The sequence below is a fragment of the Burkholderia theae genome (assembly GCF_048565265.1).
Taxonomy (GTDB): Bacteria; Pseudomonadota; Gammaproteobacteria; order Burkholderiales; family Burkholderiaceae; genus Burkholderia; species Burkholderia theae.
In genome coordinates, this window is sequence record NZ_CP183461.1 from 3,240,303 (window position 1) to 3,256,826 (window position 16,524).

Below are 16,524 nucleotides of genomic sequence, written 5' to 3' on the forward strand. Positions count from 1 at the left end.
TTCAGTCTCCTACCGGTTGACGGTCTCCGCCGCCGCGATGCGCATCGAGCGCATGCTTGATGCGGCGCAACGATTCTCGGCCCGCATCGCCGAGCCGCAACGCGACTCCGGTGACGAGCACGTCGATCGCCATCATCATCGCGTAACGCGATGTCGACGGCTTGTAAATGAAATCGGTTTCGAACGCGACGACCGGAATCAGGTGGTCGGCCAGCTTCGCGAGCGGGGAAGCCGGCGCCGTGATCACGATCAGCTTCGCGCCATAGCGCTGCGCGAGCCGGCAGCTTTCGAGCAGCTCGGGCACTCGCCCGCTGACCGACAGCGCGACGACGACGGCGTCGCGCGACAGCGTCGCGGACACCATCCGCTGCAGCAGGCTGTCCTGATAGGTCGCGACCGGCCGGCCGAAGCGCACGAGCCGGAAGCGCAACTCGTCGGCGAGCGCGGTCGAGCCGCCGCCCTGCCCGTACACGTAGATCATCTTCGCGCCGGCGAGCAGCTCGGCCGCCGCGTCGAACGACGTGTTGCGCAGCAACTGGTGGTTGTGCGCGAGCGCCAGGCGGATCTCGTCGTAGACGACCGATGCGGGGTTCGTGTCGTCGGCCGGTGCCTCGTCGGACGGTACGAGAAAGCGCTGGCCAACAGCCGCCGCCTGCGCGACGAGCACCTTCAGTTCGCGCACGTCGCGGCAGCCGACCGCCTTCGCGAAACGCGTGACGGTCGCGACGCTGACTTCCGCGTCGCGAGCGAGCGCGCCGATACTTGCATGCGCGGCGCGCGCGAGATCGGCAAGGATGAACGCGGCGACCTTGCGCTCGGCTTCACGCAGCTCGGGCGCGCATTCGGCGATCCGCGCGACGATGTCGAGGACCGGCGGAGCCGGATGAGGCTCGACCGCGTGCGAAGCGGACGGAGTAGCGGGCGTATTCATCTGCGGAAAGGATGGGGAGCTTGATGTTACTAAATAACATCACCGCGCAAATCCTACTTTCTGTACCATCTGCATGTCAACTTCAGTGCAATGCATAGTGATGATGGAGCAGATTGACATGAAAGTTACAAACTATCAGGAAGCGACGATCGATCCGTTCGGCAAGGGTCTCGGCAATCTGCCGAGCGCGAGCGTGCCGCTGGGCGACGCGGGCCGCCTCGAGTGGAACCTGCTCGCGGAAGACGTCAGCCTGCCGGCTGCCGTGCTCTACGAGGATCGCATCGAACACAACCTGAACTGGATGCAGGCATTCGTCCAGCAGTATGGCGTCAAGTTTGCGCCGCACGGCAAGACGACGATGGCGCCGCAACTGTTCCGCCGCCAGCTCGACGCGGGCGCGTGGGGCATCACGCTCGCGACCGCGCACCAGACGCAGGCCGCGTATCACGGCGGCGTGCGGCGCGTGCTGCTCGCGAACCAGCTCGTCGGCCGCCAGAACATGACGATCATCGCCGGGCTGCTGTCCGATCCCGACTTCGAATTCTTCTGCCTCGTCGATTCCGCCGAGAGCGTCGACCAGCTCGGCCGCTTCTTCGGCGATTTGAAGAAGCCGCTGAACGTGTTGCTCGAGCTCGGCGTGCCGGGCGGCCGCGCGGGTGTGCGCGATGCCGCGCAGCGCGAAGCCGTGCTCGCCGCGCTCGCGCGTTATCCGGACACGCTGAAGCTGGCCGGCATCGAGCTGTATGAAGGCGTGCTGAAAGAGGAAGGCGAGATCCGCGCATTTCTGCAGGAAGCGGTCGCGCTCACGCGCGAGCTGACCGACGCGGGCCGCTTCGCGCGCACGCCGGCAATCCTGTCCGGCGCCGGTTCGGCGTGGTACGACGTGGTCGCGGAAGAATTCGCGAAGGCGTCCAACGCGGGCTTCGCGGAAGTCGTGCTGCGTCCGGGCTGCTACCTGACGCACGACGTCGGCGTCTACAAGAAGGCGCAGACCGACGTGTTCGCACGCAACCCGATCGCACGCACGATGGGCGAAGGGCTGCTGCCCGCGCTGCAGCTGTGGGCGTACGTGCAGTCGGTGCCGGAAGCCGACCGCGCGATCGTCGCGCTCGGCAAGCGCGACGCGGCGTTCGACGCGGGCCTGCCCGAGCCGGCGCGCCACTTCCGCCCGGGCCGCGACAGCGCGCCGCGCGACGTCGCCGCCACCGAAGGCTGGGCCGTCACCGGGATGATGGACCAGCACGCGTACCTGCAGATCCCGCCGGGCGCGGACGTGAAGGTCGGCGACATGGTTGCGTTCGACATCTCGCATCCGTGCCTGACGTTCGACAAGTGGCGCCAGGTGCTCGTGCTCGATCCGCAGTTCCGCGTGACGGAAGTCGTCGAAACCTTCTTCTGACGCGCGTTGCGCGCACCGCCCCGCCGCTCGCGCGGGGCGGCCGTCACGCGCGCTTCAATCTGCCGGAGTACACTGCGCTTTCGCCCTCGGGGCGGGCTGTTGCGTGCTGCGCAACGGCGCCTCGGGGCCGTTGCGCCCGTCTGCCGCGCACGGCGCGAACGGGCCCTCACGCCGCTTCACTGGAGAAAGCCATGGCCGCGAAGAAGATCCTGTTCCTGACCGGCGATTTCGCCGAAGACTACGAAACGATGGTGCCGTTCCAGGCGCTGCAGGCCGTCGGCCACCACGTCGATGCAGTCTGCCCGGGCAAGCGCGCGGGCGACAAGATCAAGACCGCGATCCACGATTTCGAAGGCGACCAGACCTACACCGAGAAACCCGGCCACCAGTTCACGCTGAACGCCGCGTTCGACGACGTCGACGCGTCGCGCTACGACGCGCTCGCGATCGCGGGCGGCCGCGCCCCCGAATACCTGCGACTCGACCCGAAGGTGATCGCGCTCGTGCGCGCGTTCGCCGAGGCCGGCAAGCCGATCGCCGCGATCTGCCACGCGGCGCAACTGCTCGCGGCCGCCGACGTGATCCGCGGCAAGCGCATCTCGGCCTACCCGGCCTGCGCGCCCGAGGTGAAGCTTGCTGGCGGCGAATACGCGGACATCCCGGTCGATGCGGCCGTGACCGATGCACCGTTCGTCACCGCGCCCGCGTGGCCCGCGCATCCGGCATGGCTCGCGCAGTTCCTCGCGCTGCTGGGAACGCGCATCGAGCTGTAAACCTGAAGTGAATCGAGATGAGATGAAGCGCCGGCCGGCAGCGGAATAACGTGCCCGCCTGCCGGTGGCGATCGGTCGCGGGCGCGGCTGACGCGCCTGCCCGCGCCGTGCGTCAGCGCGCGACCGGCGTCGAACCGACGTCCGCGATTCGCGATTCGAGCATCGCCAGTGCGCCCGACAGCGCATTCAGCACGTCGTCCGGCAACTGCGCCATCGTCTGCTCGAGAAACGCCTTGCGGCGCGGCAGGCATGCGTCGAACGCGGCGCGGCCGTCGTCCGTCAGCGTGACATTGGTCACGCGGTTGTCGCGCGCGTCGGATTCGCGCTCGATCCAGCCGAGCGCGTCGAGCGACTTCAACTGGCGCGTGAGCGCACCCGGATCGATGCGCAGCACTTCGACGAGCCGCTTCTGCGACGAATGCCCGCCCATCGTGTGCAACGCGACCATGATGCGCCAGCGCGGCATCGGCTGCCCGACGTGCGTTTCGAACGCGGTCATGAACGCGCGATACGTGCGTCCGAATTGCTGCAAGATCGCGACGCGGTCCTGTTCTTCCATGCGCTGATTTCGTTTCCGGTAAATCGGTGAATCGTTGAATCGGTCAATCCGTCAGTCGGCCGCGACATGCGGCTCGATCTTGCGCCGCAGCGCGATCGGCGGCACGCGGCGGCACTGCCACACCGACACCACGGCGATGACGGCCGCCATCGCGACGCCCAGGTGAATCGCGCTGACCAGCGATTCGCGGGCCGCTTCCAGCAGCAGCGCGCCATTATGCCCGGCACGCGTCAGCTCGGCGACGAGACTGCCCTGCGCGGTGCGATCGATCAGGATCTGCGGATCGGCGAGCTGCGCATGCCACTGCATCGCATGGTCGGCCGACAGCGCATTGCGCACGCCGCCCGAATACATCTGGTTGACGAGCGTGCCCGTCAGCGCGGTGCCGACCATCCCGCCGACCATCCGCAGCGATTGCAGCAGCGCCGTCGCGATGCCGAGGTGCTCGCGGCCGGCCGTCTGCTGCGCGAACACGGTGAGGTTCGGCAGCACGAAGCCGAGCCCGATGCCGCCCGCGACCATCAGCGCCATCAGCATCCAGGTCGGCGTCGTGTGCGTCGACACGACGATGCCTGCGCACGTGATCGCGAACAGCACGAAGCCGACGTGCAGCATCGCGTTCGGATTGCGGATGCGCGTGACGACGCGGCCATTCATGATGCTGCCGATCGTGATGAACACGACGAGCGGCGTGATCACGAGCCCCGCCTCCTTCGGCGACATCCCGAAACCGCCCTGGAACAGCAGCGGCGCGTAGAACAGCAGCGAGAACATCGAGAAGCCGGCGAGGATCGCGAGCACGAAGAGCGCCGACAGCGCGCGGTTGCCGAACATGTCGAACGGCAGAATCGGCTGCGCGGCGCGCTTTTCCCAGTGCCACAGGCCGACGCCGGCCGCGACCGCGACGACGAGCAGCAGCGACGCCCAGCTCGCAACGCCGTACTTCGGCAGCCATTCGACGAACAGTTGCAGCGAGCCGAGCGACAGTGCGATCAGCAGCGCGCCCGGCCAGTCGAGCCGCATCTTGCGATCGTGCTCGACGTGGCGCAGGTGCGGCAGGTAGCGCCACACGAACAGCAGCGACAGCAGGCCGACCGGCAGGTTCACGTAGAACACCGATCGCCAGCCGAACGACTGGGTCAGCACGCCGCCGAGCGACGGGCCGACCGCGTTCGCGATGCCGAACGCGGAGCTCATCAGCACCTGCCAGCGCAGCCGCACGACGGAATCGGGAAACAGGTCGGGAATGCACGCGAACGCGGTGCCGACCAGCATCCCGCCGCCGATCCCCTGCAGCCCGCGCGCGAGCACGAGATACAGCATGTCGTTGGCCATGCCGCACAGCACGGACGCGCCGGTGAACACGATGATCGACACGATCACGAACGGCTTGCGGCCGTAATAGTCGCCGAGCCGGCCGAAGATCGGCACCGTGATCACGGAACTGAGCAGGTACGAGGTCGCGACCCACGCGTACAGGTCGAAGCCCCGGAGTTCGGCGACGATGGTCGGCAGCGCGGTGCCGACGACGGTCTGGTCGAGCGCGACGAGCATGGTGACGAACGAGATCCCGATCATCGCCAGCAGCGATTCGCGGAATGGCAAGACTTGCCCGCTCGAATGGTGGGCGGCAGTGTGGACGGCCATTTTTTGTTGATGCAACTTTTGACGAGTCAATCAATCTTAAAATTCTAGCATGGCGGAGTAATCTAGGCTGGCGATGGTCAAACCGACCCCGGCCGCCAAGGAGAATGATGGAACCGATTTCAATCACCCCCGCGATATCCCTGTCGCAGGAGGATCGGGACGCACTGTGGCGCGCGAAGCAGGTGCTCGAAAGCCCGTCGTTGACGATGAAGCTGACGGGCATGCTCGGCGCGCCGGTCGAGAAAATGATCGCCCGGCTGCCGGATTTCGCGACCGGCAAGATCAACGACGCGACGCAGCTCGCACTGCGCAAGTGCCTGAACATCGCGCTGCGCACGCTCGGCAAGCCGCCGGCGCCGGACGCCGAGCCCGACAAGCCGAGCAACCTGCTGCGCAAGCTCGCGGTCGCGACGACCGGCGCGGCGGGCGGCGCGTTCGGCTTTCTCGCGCTGCCGGTCGAGCTGCCGGTGACGACCACGCTGATCTTCCGCTCGGTGTGCGACATCGCGCGCAGCGAAGGCGAGGACCTGACGTCGGTCGATACGCAGCTGCAATGCCTGGCCGTGCTCGGCATGGGCGGCAACCCGGACAAGCAGGAAGAGGACGCCGATCTCGGCTATTTCGTGCTGCGCGGCGCACTCGCGCAAGCCATCTCGAAGGCATCGTCGGACATCACGACGAAAGGCATCGCCGCGCACAGCTCGGCGGCCGTGTTCAAGCTCGTGCAGACGGTGGCATCGCGCTTCTCGGTGCAGGTGACCGAGCAGATGGCCGCGAAGTCGATTCCGGCGATCGGCGCCGTGCTCGGCGCGACCGTCAACACGCTGTTCATCGACCACTTCCAGCAGATGGCGCACGGCCACTTCACCGTGCGCCGGCTCGAGCGCAAGTACGGTTCGGTGGCCGTCAAGGCCGCCTATCAGGCGATCGACGCCTCGCCGACGCGCTGAACCGCGCGTTCGACCGCGACGCGGCGCAGGAACGCGGCCGCGCGGTCGAGCGCGTCGCGCGCTTCCGGCACCATCGGCGCGTATAGCTGCCACACGTGCGGCATGTCCGGCCACACCTCGATCTCCACCGCCACGCCGGCCGCCTTCGCCTTCTCGGCGACGCGGCGCGAATCGTCGAGCAGCACCTCGGTGCTGCCGACCTGGATGTAGAGCGGCGGCAGGCCCGCGAAATCCGCATAGAGCGGCGACGCGTACGGATGCGTCGCCGGTGCGTCGCCGAGGTAGAGCTTCGCGGCCTTCGGCAGCGCCGCGCCGGCAAACATCGGATCGGCGCCGTCGTTGGTGCGCAGCGTGTCGCCGGTGGCCGCCAGGTCGGTCCACGGCGAGAACAGGATCGCGCCGGCCGGCAGCGGCTCGCCGCGATCGCGCAGCGCGACGAGCGTCGCGAGTGCAAGGCCGCCGCCCGCCGAATCGCCCCCGAGCACGATCGACTCGGGCGGCGTGCCGAGCGCGAGCAGTTGCCGGTACGCGGCCAGCGCATCGTCGAGCGCGGCCGGGAAACGGTTTTCGGGCGCAAGCCGGTAGTCGAGCGAGAACGAGCGCACGCCGGCGCGCTTCGTCAGGCCGAACACGAGCGGCCGATGGGTCTTCGTCGAACAGAAGTAATAACCGCCGCCGTGGAAATACAGCAGCGTGCGGCCGGGGCTGCGACCCGCGACCGCGTCGGTGCGTTCGAGCCATTCGCCGCGCAGCGGCGCGTCGCCCGCGCCGTAACATTGGCGCAGCCGGTAGCCCGACCGCGCGCGGCGCGGCACGAACATCCGCAGGTCGGTAAAACGCCGTGCGCGGGCGGGATCGAGCACCTCGCGCGTGGTCTCGGGACGGAACTGCCAGCGCAGCAGCCAGCAGGCGAACTTGCTTTGCCAACTCATCGGACCCACTCCGTCATCGCAGTGTGACGATGGTACGTGCGAACGTTCCCGCACCGCTCGACAGGTGCCTCTATATCAAACGCCGGCGCTCAGTTCGCCGGCATCACCTGGCCACGGATCTCGCCGGACGGGTGCTCCTTCGTATGGACGTTGAAGTACCACTTGCCGCCCATCAGGTCGGTGACCTGCGCATCGGTGAGCACCTTCGAACCCTTGATCGGGCTCGCCAGCTCGTCCTTCGGAATCGGCACCTGCACGCCCGCATTCTGGCCGACCGGCGCGGGCCCATGGAAATGCGCGGCGGTGGCCGGACCCGTGAGGTGTTCGTAAGTCGCCGTCCACTGCAGCGTGTGCGTGGCCGTGTCGTAGGTGGCATCGACGGCGCCCGAACCCTTGGTCGCGGTTGGCGGCACTTCGCTCGACGGCTGGAGATTGGCGGACAGGCGCACCGTTTCGGCGGCGGCGCTGCCGGCGGCCAGCACGCCCGCGAGTAACGCGACCTGGAGCAAACGCAGCTTGAGCATGGACTCTCCTTGTACGACGTTGTACGCCGCCCGAGCGGGGGCGCCAGACATGATGGTAGTCGATCGCCGATGCGCCGGCAGTCCGCCGAACGGCCATGCTGCGAATCGCCGCACCACCCTTGATGGCGCCGCACGCGGCCGGCTATCTCGCGCGGTGGACGCCGCACGTCGCGTCAGTCTGCGTCAACCTGGAACGGACCTTTGCAGCCTGACGGCTGAATCCGCGTGCGGCCTTTCGCTACACTTCGTTTCACAGTTGCTTGTTTCCTTCGTCCGAAGGAGTCTGCGAGTATTCACGCGGCCACCCGGCCGCGTTTTTTTTGCGTGCGCCGCCAGTGAACGCAGCGCTTCGCGTCACGCGCGATAACCGGGATCGATGCGATCGACGATGCGCTGCAGCGCGTCGAACGCATCCTGCCCCGCGCCATGCTTCGGGTCGAAATTCAGCGAATCGCGCACGCACGCCTCGAGCACGGGCGGCGCGATCGGCAGCGCATCGCCGATCGCATGCGTCGCGACCTGCACCTCGCACGCGCGATTGAGCAGCCACATCAGCGAGAACGTCTGCGCGAGCGTCGCGCCGATCGTCACGGGCCCGTGATTGCGCAGCAGCAGCACGGGCCGCCCGCCGGCGCTCTCGACGATGCGCCGCCCCTCTTCGAGATGCACGGTGATGCCCTCGAAGTCGTGATACGCGATCTTCCCGTACAACTGCGCCGAATAGAAATTCGAGAACGACAGCCCGTCGCGCGAACAGCACACGGCCATCGTGGGCGTCGTGTGCACGTGCATCACGCAGTGCGCATCGGGCAGCGCCGCATGGATCGCGCTGTGGAACGTGAAGCCGGCCGGATTGATCGGCCAGTCGGAATGACCGATCACGTTGCCGTCGATATCGATCTTCACGAGGTTCGACGCGCACACCTCGCGGTAATGGAGCCCGAACGGGTTGATCAGGAAATGTCCGTCCTCGCCCGGCACGCGCAGCGAGATATGGTTGTAGATCAGCTCGGTCCAGCCGAGATGATCGAAGATGCGATACGCCGCCGCGAGCTGCACGCGCGCCTGCCATTCGGCTTCGGAGAAGCGGGCGGGACGCGTGAACGGCTGGTTCGGTACACGTTGCATGGAGGAACTCCGGTTGCGGGTGTGCGCGGCCCGCGTGGCGCGGGCCGTCGGGTGGCATCGTCACACCGCCATCATGGTTGCGCACACAACCATATCACCTTTCCCGACGCACCGTTAACGCGGGTTTAGCCGGAGCGCTTCGGTCCCTTAAAGCTGATCGTCGACCGGCAGCAACATGAAGATGCCGGTCATCAGGTTGCGCAGCAGCCCCGCGCCCGGATCCACGTGATAGGTGGTCGGCCGGCCGTTGTCCGTACCGGTCCATTCGAGTGCGGGCGCGCCGCCGCCCGCCGGCGTCGCGAGGCTCACGCGATAGCTTTCGTCCGGCTGCGTCACGCGCGTGAAGATCGTCGCGACCTGCTGCGCGAGCGCCGGGCTGTGGATCACGAGCGCCAGTTCGGTATTCAGGTGCGCCGAGCGCGGATCGAGGTTCATCGAGCCGATCACGAGAATCTTCCGGTCGATCACGTACGCCTTCGCGTGCAGGCTCGCCCGCGAGCCCGACCCGAACAGGCGCGGGCGCTGCCGGCCGGGCTGCGCCTTGAACTCGTACAACTCGACGCCGTGCTGCAGCAGCGGCACGCGGTACGGCCCGTAGCCGGCCTGCACGGCGACCGCGTCGGTCGCGGCGAGCGAATTCGTCAGGATCGCGACGCGCACGCCGCGCGCGGTCGCGTCGCCGAGGATCTTCACGCCCGCGTCGTGCGGCACGAAATACGGCGAGAACGCGAGGAATTCCTGCTGCGCGCCGCGCGTCAGCTCGACGAGGCGCTGCATCGGCGGGCTCACGTACGCGTCGGTTGGCTGCGCAACCTTGTCGGGTGCGTCGGCCTGAAACTCGGCCGGCGCCCACACGAGCGCGAGCTCGTCGCGCGCGATCTGCTGCGCGAGCGGTGTCGCGTTCAGCGGCTTCGCGTTGTACGGATCGGCGTTCTTGCGCCAGTGGTCGCGCAACTCGTCGCGCATCGCGTCGAGATCCTTCGGATCGAACGACTGGTGATTCAGCACGCTCAGCGGATAGCTGCTCGCGCTCGCCCAATAGGTGTCGAAGCTTGCCGAGATGTCGTTCGTCACGGGGCCCGCGGCGAGCACGTCGAGATCGCGAAACTGCAGCGTCGGGCTCGCGCTGAAGTATTCATCGCCGAGATTGCGGCCGCCGACGATCGCGATCTGGTTGTCCGCGATCATCGCCTTGTTGTGCATCCGGCGCGTGAAGCTGTCGATGCGCGTGAAGAAGTTGGCCGTGCGCTCCGCCATGCGCTGCTGCGATGCGCCGAACGGGTTGAACACGCGGATCTCGATGTTCGGGTGCGTGTTCAGCGCGGCCATGATGCGATCGATGTCGCGGAAGTTCAGGTCGTCGACCAGCATCCGCACGCGCACGCCGCGATCGGCCGCGTAGAGCGCCGCGGCGAGCAGCAGCTTGCCGGTCGTGTCCTCGGTCGCGATGTAGTACTGCATGTCGAGCGTCTTCGTCGCCGCGCGGGCGAGCGCGATGCGCATCTGAAGCGCCGCGGCGCCGTCGGGCAGCAGCCGGAAGCCAGACTGGCCCGGATGCGCGGCCTCGGGCGCGGCCAGCGCGTCGCGCAACGGCGTCGCCGTATCGGGCGGCAATGCATGGGAAACCGGGCGATCAAGCGTGGTGGCGGGCGGATGCGTCGCGCACGCGGCGATAAGCGACAGCAACACGCAGACGGCCAGCGCACGGGCCGGGCCGCATACGGCGCGCCACGACGGCGCGGCCGGCGCGCGCCGGATGAAAGACGTGAGCACGGAAACTTCCTCGACTGGCGGAACAAAAGTCCGCATTCGCCGCGGCGCGCGGCTGGCGGGCGGTTCCGGCCGATTCTAGTGGGCGCCCGATGAACCGGTCAATCGCGCGGCAAGCGTAGGTGGCGCACCGCGGAGGCGGCGGCCGGCGCGGGCCACCGGCGAACGGCCACCGTCCGGAAGCCGGCGATGCATCCGTCGCCCCCGCCCGCCGCACCGGCCATGCGCCGAAGCGGTCCGACCAATTTCACCGCGCGTCGTCGCTACGCTCGAAATGGCTGCGCACGTAATCGATGTGCGTCTGCATCGCGGTGCGCGCCTCCTCGGGCCGGTGCGCGCAGATCGCGTCGCACACGGCGCGGTGCTGCAGCAGCAACTGGTCCGCCTGCTCGTTCTGCACGCTCATGCCGACCACGTTGATCGAAATGTGCTCGCGCAGCATCCCGATCACGCTCGTATGGAGGTGCAGGAACATCGTGTTGCGCGACGCGAGCGCGATCGCCTCGTGCAGCTTCGCGTCGGTCGCGGCCTCGACGGTCCGGTCGTCGTTCGCGTGCGCGGTTTCGAGTTCGCGCAGCAGCGCGCGGATCCGGCGGCGGTCGTTCACGTCGGCCCGCAGCGCGGCGAAATACGCGGTCGCGCCTTCCAGCACGCGGCGGAATTCGAGGATGTCGTCGCGCAGCGCCGGATGGTCGGCGACCAGCTGGCCCCACGGCGACGCGATGCCCGCGCGCAACTGGTCCGTCACGTACACGCCCGCGCCGCGCCGGCTCTGCAGCAACCCGCGCGCGACGAGCCGCTGGGTCGCCTCGCGCACCGTATTGCGCGCGACACCGTACTGCTGCGCGAGCACGCGCTCGGCCGGCAGGCGTGCACCGGCCGGCCAGGTGCCGTCGAGCAGCGCCGTCTCGATCTTGCGCATCACCACTTCGGTCCGGCCCCGTGCCGTCATCGCTGCCATCGTCGCGTCCCCCTCCCGTCATGCCCGTCACGCCGATTGGCCCAACCAATTTGAACTGCGGCGCCGTCGCGGGAATTATGCAGCGAAATCGTCGTCCCGCATCCGCATGCCGGGCCGTCGCCTCTGGAGCGAGACATGAACGAAAGGCAGTACCCCGCCGCCACCGCGCACGTTTACCTGTTCGCGACCTGCCTGGTCGACCTGTTCGTCCCCGAAGCGGGGCTCGACACGGTCCGTCTGCTGGAACGCGAAGGCCTGACGGTCCACTACCCGCGCGGCCAGAGCTGCTGCGGGCAGCCGGCCTACAGCAGCGGCAATCCCGACGAAGCGCGCCGCGTCGCGGCCGCGCAGCTCGACCTGTTCGCCGAGCCGTGGCCCGTGATCGTACCGTCCGGCTCGTGCGCGGGCATGATCCGGCACCATTGGCCGGCGCTGTTCGCCGACGATCCGGTCCACGGCCCGAAGGCCCGCGCGATCGCGGAGCGGACCTACGAGCTCGCCGAATTCCTCGTCCATGTGCTCGACGTGCAACTCGATGCGGCCGCGGCAAGCGCCGGGCCCGCCGAACGCGTCGTGCTGCACACGTCGTGCGCGGCGCGGCGCGAAATGGGCACGCGCGGACACGGCGTCGCGCTCGTCGACGCGCTGCCGGGCGTGACGCGCATCGAACACGAACGCGAATCCGAATGCTGCGGCTTCGGCGGCACGTTCTCGCTCAAACATCCCGACATCTCCGGCGCGATGGTGCGCGACAAGGTCGCATCAGCCTGCGCGACCGGCTGCGACCGGCTCGTGTCCGCGGACTGCGGCTGCCTGCTGAACATCGGCCACGCTGCGACCAAGTCCGGCGCGCCGCTGCCGGTCGAACATCTCGCGAGCTTCCTGTGGCGCCGCACGGCCGGCGCCACGTCGTTGCGCGGAGACCAGCAATGAACGCGCGCGCCGCGATTCTCGCGCGCCTGCGCGCCACGGCCCCGGGCGTCGCCGCGACGGCCGCCTCCGCACTCGACTCTCGCATCGACACGCATTTCGACACGCGCCGCGCATCGGCCGCGCGCGATCCGCACGCGCTCGCCCAGGCGATGCAGACCGCGCTCGCCGCATCGCACGCGGACGTCTGGTGCGCGGCCGGCGACGAATGGCCCGCGCAGCTCGCCGCGCGTCTCGCCGACGCCGGCGTGCGCCGCCTGCTGCTCGATCCGCACCGCGCCGAATCCGCGGCCCTCGCCCGCGCGCTGCCCGACACGGTCGCGCCCGTGCCGTTCGACCGGCCGATCGACGCATGGAAGGCCGAACTGTTCGACACGATCGACGCGGGCTTCACCGTCGCGCGCTCGGGTATCGCCGCAACCGGCACCGTCGTGCTCGCACCCGATGCCGGCACGCCACGCACGGTGTCGCTGGTGCCGCCGCTGCATGTCGCGCTCGTCCACGCAAGCACGCTGCATGCAGATCTGCACGCAGCCGTGCACGCGGAACGCTGGCACGCCGGCATGCCGACCAACCTCGTGCTGGTGTCGGGGCCGTCGAAGACCTCCGACATCCAGCAGACGCTCGCTTATGGCGCGCACGGCCCGCGCCGCCTGTGGGTCGTGATCGTCACCGACCCGGCCGACCGGCCGGCCGCAACCGCTTGCGAGGACCTGCCGCGATGAGCGACCGCACGCTGCAATTCGTCGCCCCCGGCGACTTCAAGGCCCGCGCGCGCGCAGCGCTCGACGATCCCGCGCTGCGCCAGAGCTTTCGCGGCGCGATGGACTTCCTGCAGGGCAAGCGCGCGACGCAGTTCCCCGACGACACCGAGCTGCAGCAGTTGCGCGATCTCGGCGAAGCCGTGCGACAGCACGCGCTCGCGCAGTTGCCCGCGCTGCTCGAACGACTGGAGGCGAAGCTCACCGAAGCCGGCGTGCACGTGCACTGGGCCGAGACGGCCGCCGACGCGAACGCGATCGTGCTCGACATCGCGCAGGCGAAGAAGGCGCGCCGCGTGATCAAGGGCAAGTCGATGGCGAGCGAGGAAATCGAGCTGAACCATTACCTCGCGGAGCACGGCGTCGACTGCATCGAGTCCGACATGGGCGAGTTCATCGTGCAGCTCGCGGGCGAGAAACCGTCGCATATCGTGATGCCGGCGATCCACAAGACGCGCGGCGACATCGCCGAACTGTTCGAGGCGCACATCCCCGGCACGCGCTACACGGAAGACGTCGACGAGCTGATCCAGACCGGCCGGCGCGCGCTGCGCCGTGCGTTCGCCGACGCAGACATCGGCCTGTCCGGCGTGAACTTCGCGGCGGCCGACACGGGCACGCTGTGGCTCGTCGAGAACGAAGGCAACGGCCGCCTGTCGACGACGGTGCCCGACACGCATATCGCGATCATGGGGATCGAGAAGGTCGTCGAGAAGCTCGAGCACATCGTGCCGCTGTCGAGCCTGCTCACGCGCTCGGCCACCGGTCAGGCGATCACGACCTACTTCAACCTGATTTCGGGCCCGCGCCGCGACAGCGAACGCGACGGCCCGCGCGAGCTGCATCTCGTGCTGCTCGACAACGGCCGCACGCAGGCCTACGCGGACGAACAGCTGCGCGCGACGCTGCAATGCATCCGCTGCGGCGCGTGCATGAACCACTGCCCCGTCTACACGCGCATCGGCGGCCACGCATACGGAACCACCTACCCGGGGCCGATCGGCAAGATCATCTCGCCGCACCTGCTCGGCCTCGACGCGACGGCCGACCTGCCGACCGCGTCGACGCTGTGCGGCGCGTGCGGCGAGGTGTGCCCGGTCCGGATCCCGATCCCGCAACTGCTCGTGCGGCTGCGCACCGAGGCGAACCGCAAGCCCGACGAACCCGTCGCGCATCCGCTGCGCGGCCAGGGCGCGAACTACAACCGCGCGGAAGACCTCGTGTGGCGCTTCTGGTCGGGCGCGTTCGCGCATCCGCGTGCGTACCGCACGTTCCGCTGGGCCGCGACGCGCCTGCGTGCGCTGACGCCCGCGAAACAGATGGGCTGGACGCAGCACCGCACGCCGCTCGAACCGGCGCCGCGCAGCCTGTCCGACCTGCTGCGCGCACGCGGCCAGCCCGAATAGAACACCGTTTTCCCGCCCTTACCCATAGAAATACAGACACAGATGGAGGAGACATCCATGCAGGTTTGGCATCAGATCTACACCCCGCTCGGCAGCCTCGGGCTGTCGGCGTTCGTCGCCGCGATCCCGATCATCTTCTTTTTCGTCGCGCTGGCCGCGCTGCGGATGAAGGGCCACGTCGCCGCCGCGATCACGCTGCTGCTGTCGCTCGGCGTCGCGATCCTCGCGTATGGCATGCCCGTGCCACAGGCGCTCGCGGCGGCCGGTTTCGGCTTCGCGTACGGCCTGTGGCCGATCGCGTGGATCATCGTCGCGGCCGTGTTCCTGTACAAGATCGTCGTGAAGACCGGCCAGTTCGACATCATTCGCGCGTCCGTGCTGTCGATCACCGACGACCAGCGCCTGCAGATGCTGCTGATCGGCTTCTCGTTCGGCGCGTTCCTCGAAGGCGCGGCCGGCTTCGGCGCGCCCGTCGCGATCACGGCCGCGCTGCTCGTCGGCCTCGGCTTTCGCCCGCTGCACGCGGCCGGGCTGTGCCTGATCGCGAATACCGCGCCGGTCGCGTTCGGCGCGATGGGCATCCCGATCATCGTCGCCGGGCAGGTGACCGGCATCGACCCGTTCCATATCGGCGCGATGGCCGGCCGCCAGCTGCCGCTGCTGTCGCTCGCGGTGCCGTTCTGGCTCGTGTTCATGATGGACGGGCTGCGCGGCGTGCGGCAGACCTGGCCGGCCGCGCTCGTCGCGGGCGGCAGCTTCGCGGTCACGCAGTACTTCACGTCGAACCACATCGGGCCCGAGCTGCCGGACATCACGTCGTCGCTCGTCAGCCTCGTCGCGCTCGCGACGTTCCTGAAGGTGTGGCAGCCGCGAACCGCGCAGCAGCCGGCCGGCGGCATCGTCGCATCCGGCGGCGGTGCGGCGCTGGCCGGGTTCGGCGCGGGCGGCAACGGCTTCGGCGCCGGTTCGAGCCGGCAAGCGTCGCCGTACACGCTCGCGCAGACCGTACGCGCGTGGTCGCCGTTCCTGATCCTGACGGCCGTCGTCACCGTATGGAGCATCGCGCCGTTCAAGGCGCTGTTCGCCGCGCACGGCTTGCTCGCGTCGACCGTGCTGAAGTTCCATGTGGCGGGGCTCGACCAGCTCGTCGTGAAGACCGCGCCGATCGCCGCGACGCCGAAGGCACTCGAAGCCGTGCTGAAGATCGACCTGGTATCGGCGGTGGGCAGCGCGATCCTCGTGACCGGGCTGATTTCGATGGCGCTGTTGCGGATGAAACCGCGCGACGCGCTCGTCACGTTCGGCGAGACGCTGAAGGAACTGACGCGCCCGATCTTGTCGATCGGCCTCGTGCTCGCGTTCGCGTTCGTCGCGAACTACTCGGGGATGTCGTCGACGCTCGCGCTGATGCTGGCCGCGACCGGCGTCGCGTTTCCGTTCTTCTCGCCGTTCCTCGGCTGGCTCGGCGTGTTCCTGACCGGCTCGGACACGTCGTCGAATGCCCTGTTCTGCTCGCTGCAGCAAGCCACTGCCCATCAGCTCGGCGTGCCCGAGACGCTCGCGGTGGCCGCGAACACGACGGGCGGCGTGACCGCGAAGATGATCTCGCCGCAGTCGATCGCGGTTGCCTGCGCGGCGACGGGCCTCGTCGGCAAGGAGTCGGAGCTGTTCCGCTTCACGGTGCGGCACAGCCTGCTGTTCGCGGTGGTCGTCGGGTTGATCACGCTCGTGCAGGCCTACGTGCTGCCGGGGATGGCCCCGTAAGCGGCGCGCACCCCACAAAACAAAACCCCACGCCCGGAAGAGCGTGGGGTTTTGCTTTCTGCGTGTCGATTGCCGACGCCGGCCTGCGC

15 protein-coding genes are annotated in these 16,524 nt (G+C 68.6%); 7 read left to right on the forward strand and 8 right to left on the reverse strand.

What is annotated here, in order from left to right:
• Nucleotide 1: 1 nt before the first annotated feature.
• Nucleotides 2-931, reverse strand: a complete 930-nt coding sequence (locus ACN22W_RS15270) for a MurR/RpiR family transcriptional regulator (RefSeq protein ID WP_419685314.1) — start codon at nt 929-931, stop codon at nt 2-4.
• Nucleotides 932-1,049: 118 nt separating this feature from the next.
• Here ACN22W_RS15270 and ACN22W_RS15275 point away from each other — a divergent pair, with 118 nt between their 5' ends.
• Both ACN22W_RS15275 and ACN22W_RS15280 read left to right on the forward strand, forming a co-directional pair.
• Nucleotides 1,050-2,330 carry an amino acid deaminase gene (locus ACN22W_RS15275; protein ID WP_419685315.1) on the forward strand — a complete coding sequence of 427 codons (1,281 nt, stop codon included), beginning with the start codon at nt 1,050-1,052 and terminating at the stop codon, nt 2,328-2,330.
• Nucleotides 2,331-2,521: 191 nt separating this feature from the next.
• On the forward strand, nt 2,522-3,103 hold the full coding sequence (locus ACN22W_RS15280; RefSeq protein ID WP_048242758.1) for a DJ-1/PfpI family protein: 582 nt from the start codon (nt 2,522-2,524) through the stop codon (nt 3,101-3,103).
• A 112-nt stretch (nt 3,104-3,215) separates the two neighbouring features.
• On the opposite strand, the gene ACN22W_RS15285 is transcribed toward ACN22W_RS15280, so the two are convergent.
• Entirely contained in the window at nt 3,216-3,662 is a 447-nt protein-coding gene (locus tag ACN22W_RS15285; RefSeq protein WP_193099067.1) for a MarR family winged helix-turn-helix transcriptional regulator, read from the reverse strand.
• Between the two features lie 51 nt (nt 3,663-3,713).
• On the reverse strand, nt 3,714-5,309 hold the full coding sequence (locus ACN22W_RS15290; protein ID WP_129512956.1) for an MDR family MFS transporter: 1,596 nt from the start codon (nt 5,307-5,309) through the stop codon (nt 3,714-3,716).
• 107 nt (nt 5,310-5,416) lie between these two features.
• Here ACN22W_RS15290 and ACN22W_RS15295 point away from each other — a divergent pair, with 107 nt between their 5' ends.
• Entirely contained in the window at nt 5,417-6,259 is an 843-nt protein-coding gene (locus ACN22W_RS15295; RefSeq protein ID WP_419685316.1) for an EcsC family protein, read from the forward strand.
• Here the strand turns inward: ACN22W_RS15295 and ACN22W_RS15300 are convergent.
• The 5 genes from ACN22W_RS15300 to ACN22W_RS15320 all read right to left on the reverse strand — a co-directional run bounded on the left by ACN22W_RS15300 (nt 6,229) and on the right by ACN22W_RS15320 (nt 11,574).
• Nucleotides 6,229-7,191, reverse strand: coding sequence for an alpha/beta hydrolase (locus tag ACN22W_RS15300; protein WP_419685317.1), 963 nt, complete (start codon nt 7,189-7,191; stop codon nt 6,229-6,231). The two genes, ACN22W_RS15295 and ACN22W_RS15300, sit on opposite strands and share 31 nt — an antisense overlap.
• An 89-nt stretch (nt 7,192-7,280) precedes the next feature.
• On the reverse strand, nt 7,281-7,715 hold the full coding sequence (locus ACN22W_RS15305; protein WP_412023029.1) for a CHRD domain-containing protein: 435 nt from the start codon (nt 7,713-7,715) through the stop codon (nt 7,281-7,283).
• A 354-nt stretch (nt 7,716-8,069) separates the two neighbouring features.
• The gene (locus ACN22W_RS15310; protein ID WP_048242764.1) at nt 8,070-8,843 is read right to left on the reverse strand and encodes a class II aldolase/adducin family protein; all 774 of its coding nucleotides are present in this window, start codon (nt 8,841-8,843) and stop codon (nt 8,070-8,072) included.
• A 147-nt stretch (nt 8,844-8,990) separates the two neighbouring features.
• Nucleotides 8,991-10,616 carry a phospholipase D family protein gene (locus tag ACN22W_RS15315; protein ID WP_419685318.1) on the reverse strand — a complete coding sequence of 542 codons (1,626 nt, stop codon included), beginning with the start codon at nt 10,614-10,616 and terminating at the stop codon, nt 8,991-8,993.
• 244 nt (nt 10,617-10,860) lie between these two features.
• The gene (locus tag ACN22W_RS15320) at nt 10,861-11,574 is read right to left on the reverse strand and encodes a FadR/GntR family transcriptional regulator (protein ID WP_419685319.1); all 714 of its coding nucleotides are present in this window, start codon (nt 11,572-11,574) and stop codon (nt 10,861-10,863) included.
• Between the two features lie 135 nt (nt 11,575-11,709).
• Here ACN22W_RS15320 and ACN22W_RS15325 point away from each other — a divergent pair, with 135 nt between their 5' ends.
• The 4 genes from ACN22W_RS15325 to ACN22W_RS15340 are packed head-to-tail and all read left to right on the forward strand — an operon-like array spanning nt 11,710 to nt 16,435.
• Nucleotides 11,710-12,507 (forward strand): (Fe-S)-binding protein, encoded by a 798-nt coding sequence (locus ACN22W_RS15325; RefSeq protein ID WP_419685320.1) that lies wholly within the window; start codon nt 11,710-11,712, stop codon nt 12,505-12,507.
• Nucleotides 12,504-13,229, forward strand: a complete 726-nt coding sequence (locus tag ACN22W_RS15330) for a LutC/YkgG family protein (RefSeq protein ID WP_419685321.1) — start codon at nt 12,504-12,506, stop codon at nt 13,227-13,229. The genes ACN22W_RS15325 and ACN22W_RS15330 overlap by 4 nt, the downstream gene beginning before the upstream one ends.
• Entirely contained in the window at nt 13,226-14,671 is a 1,446-nt protein-coding gene (locus ACN22W_RS15335) for a LutB/LldF family L-lactate oxidation iron-sulfur protein (protein WP_419685322.1), read from the forward strand. The genes ACN22W_RS15330 and ACN22W_RS15335 overlap by 4 nt, the downstream gene beginning before the upstream one ends.
• A 57-nt stretch (nt 14,672-14,728) precedes the next feature.
• Complete coding sequence (locus ACN22W_RS15340; RefSeq protein ID WP_419685323.1) at nt 14,729-16,435, forward strand: lactate permease LctP family transporter; 1,707 nt, start codon at nt 14,729-14,731, stop codon at nt 16,433-16,435.
• The last annotated feature ends 89 nt before the right edge of the window (nt 16,436-16,524 follow it).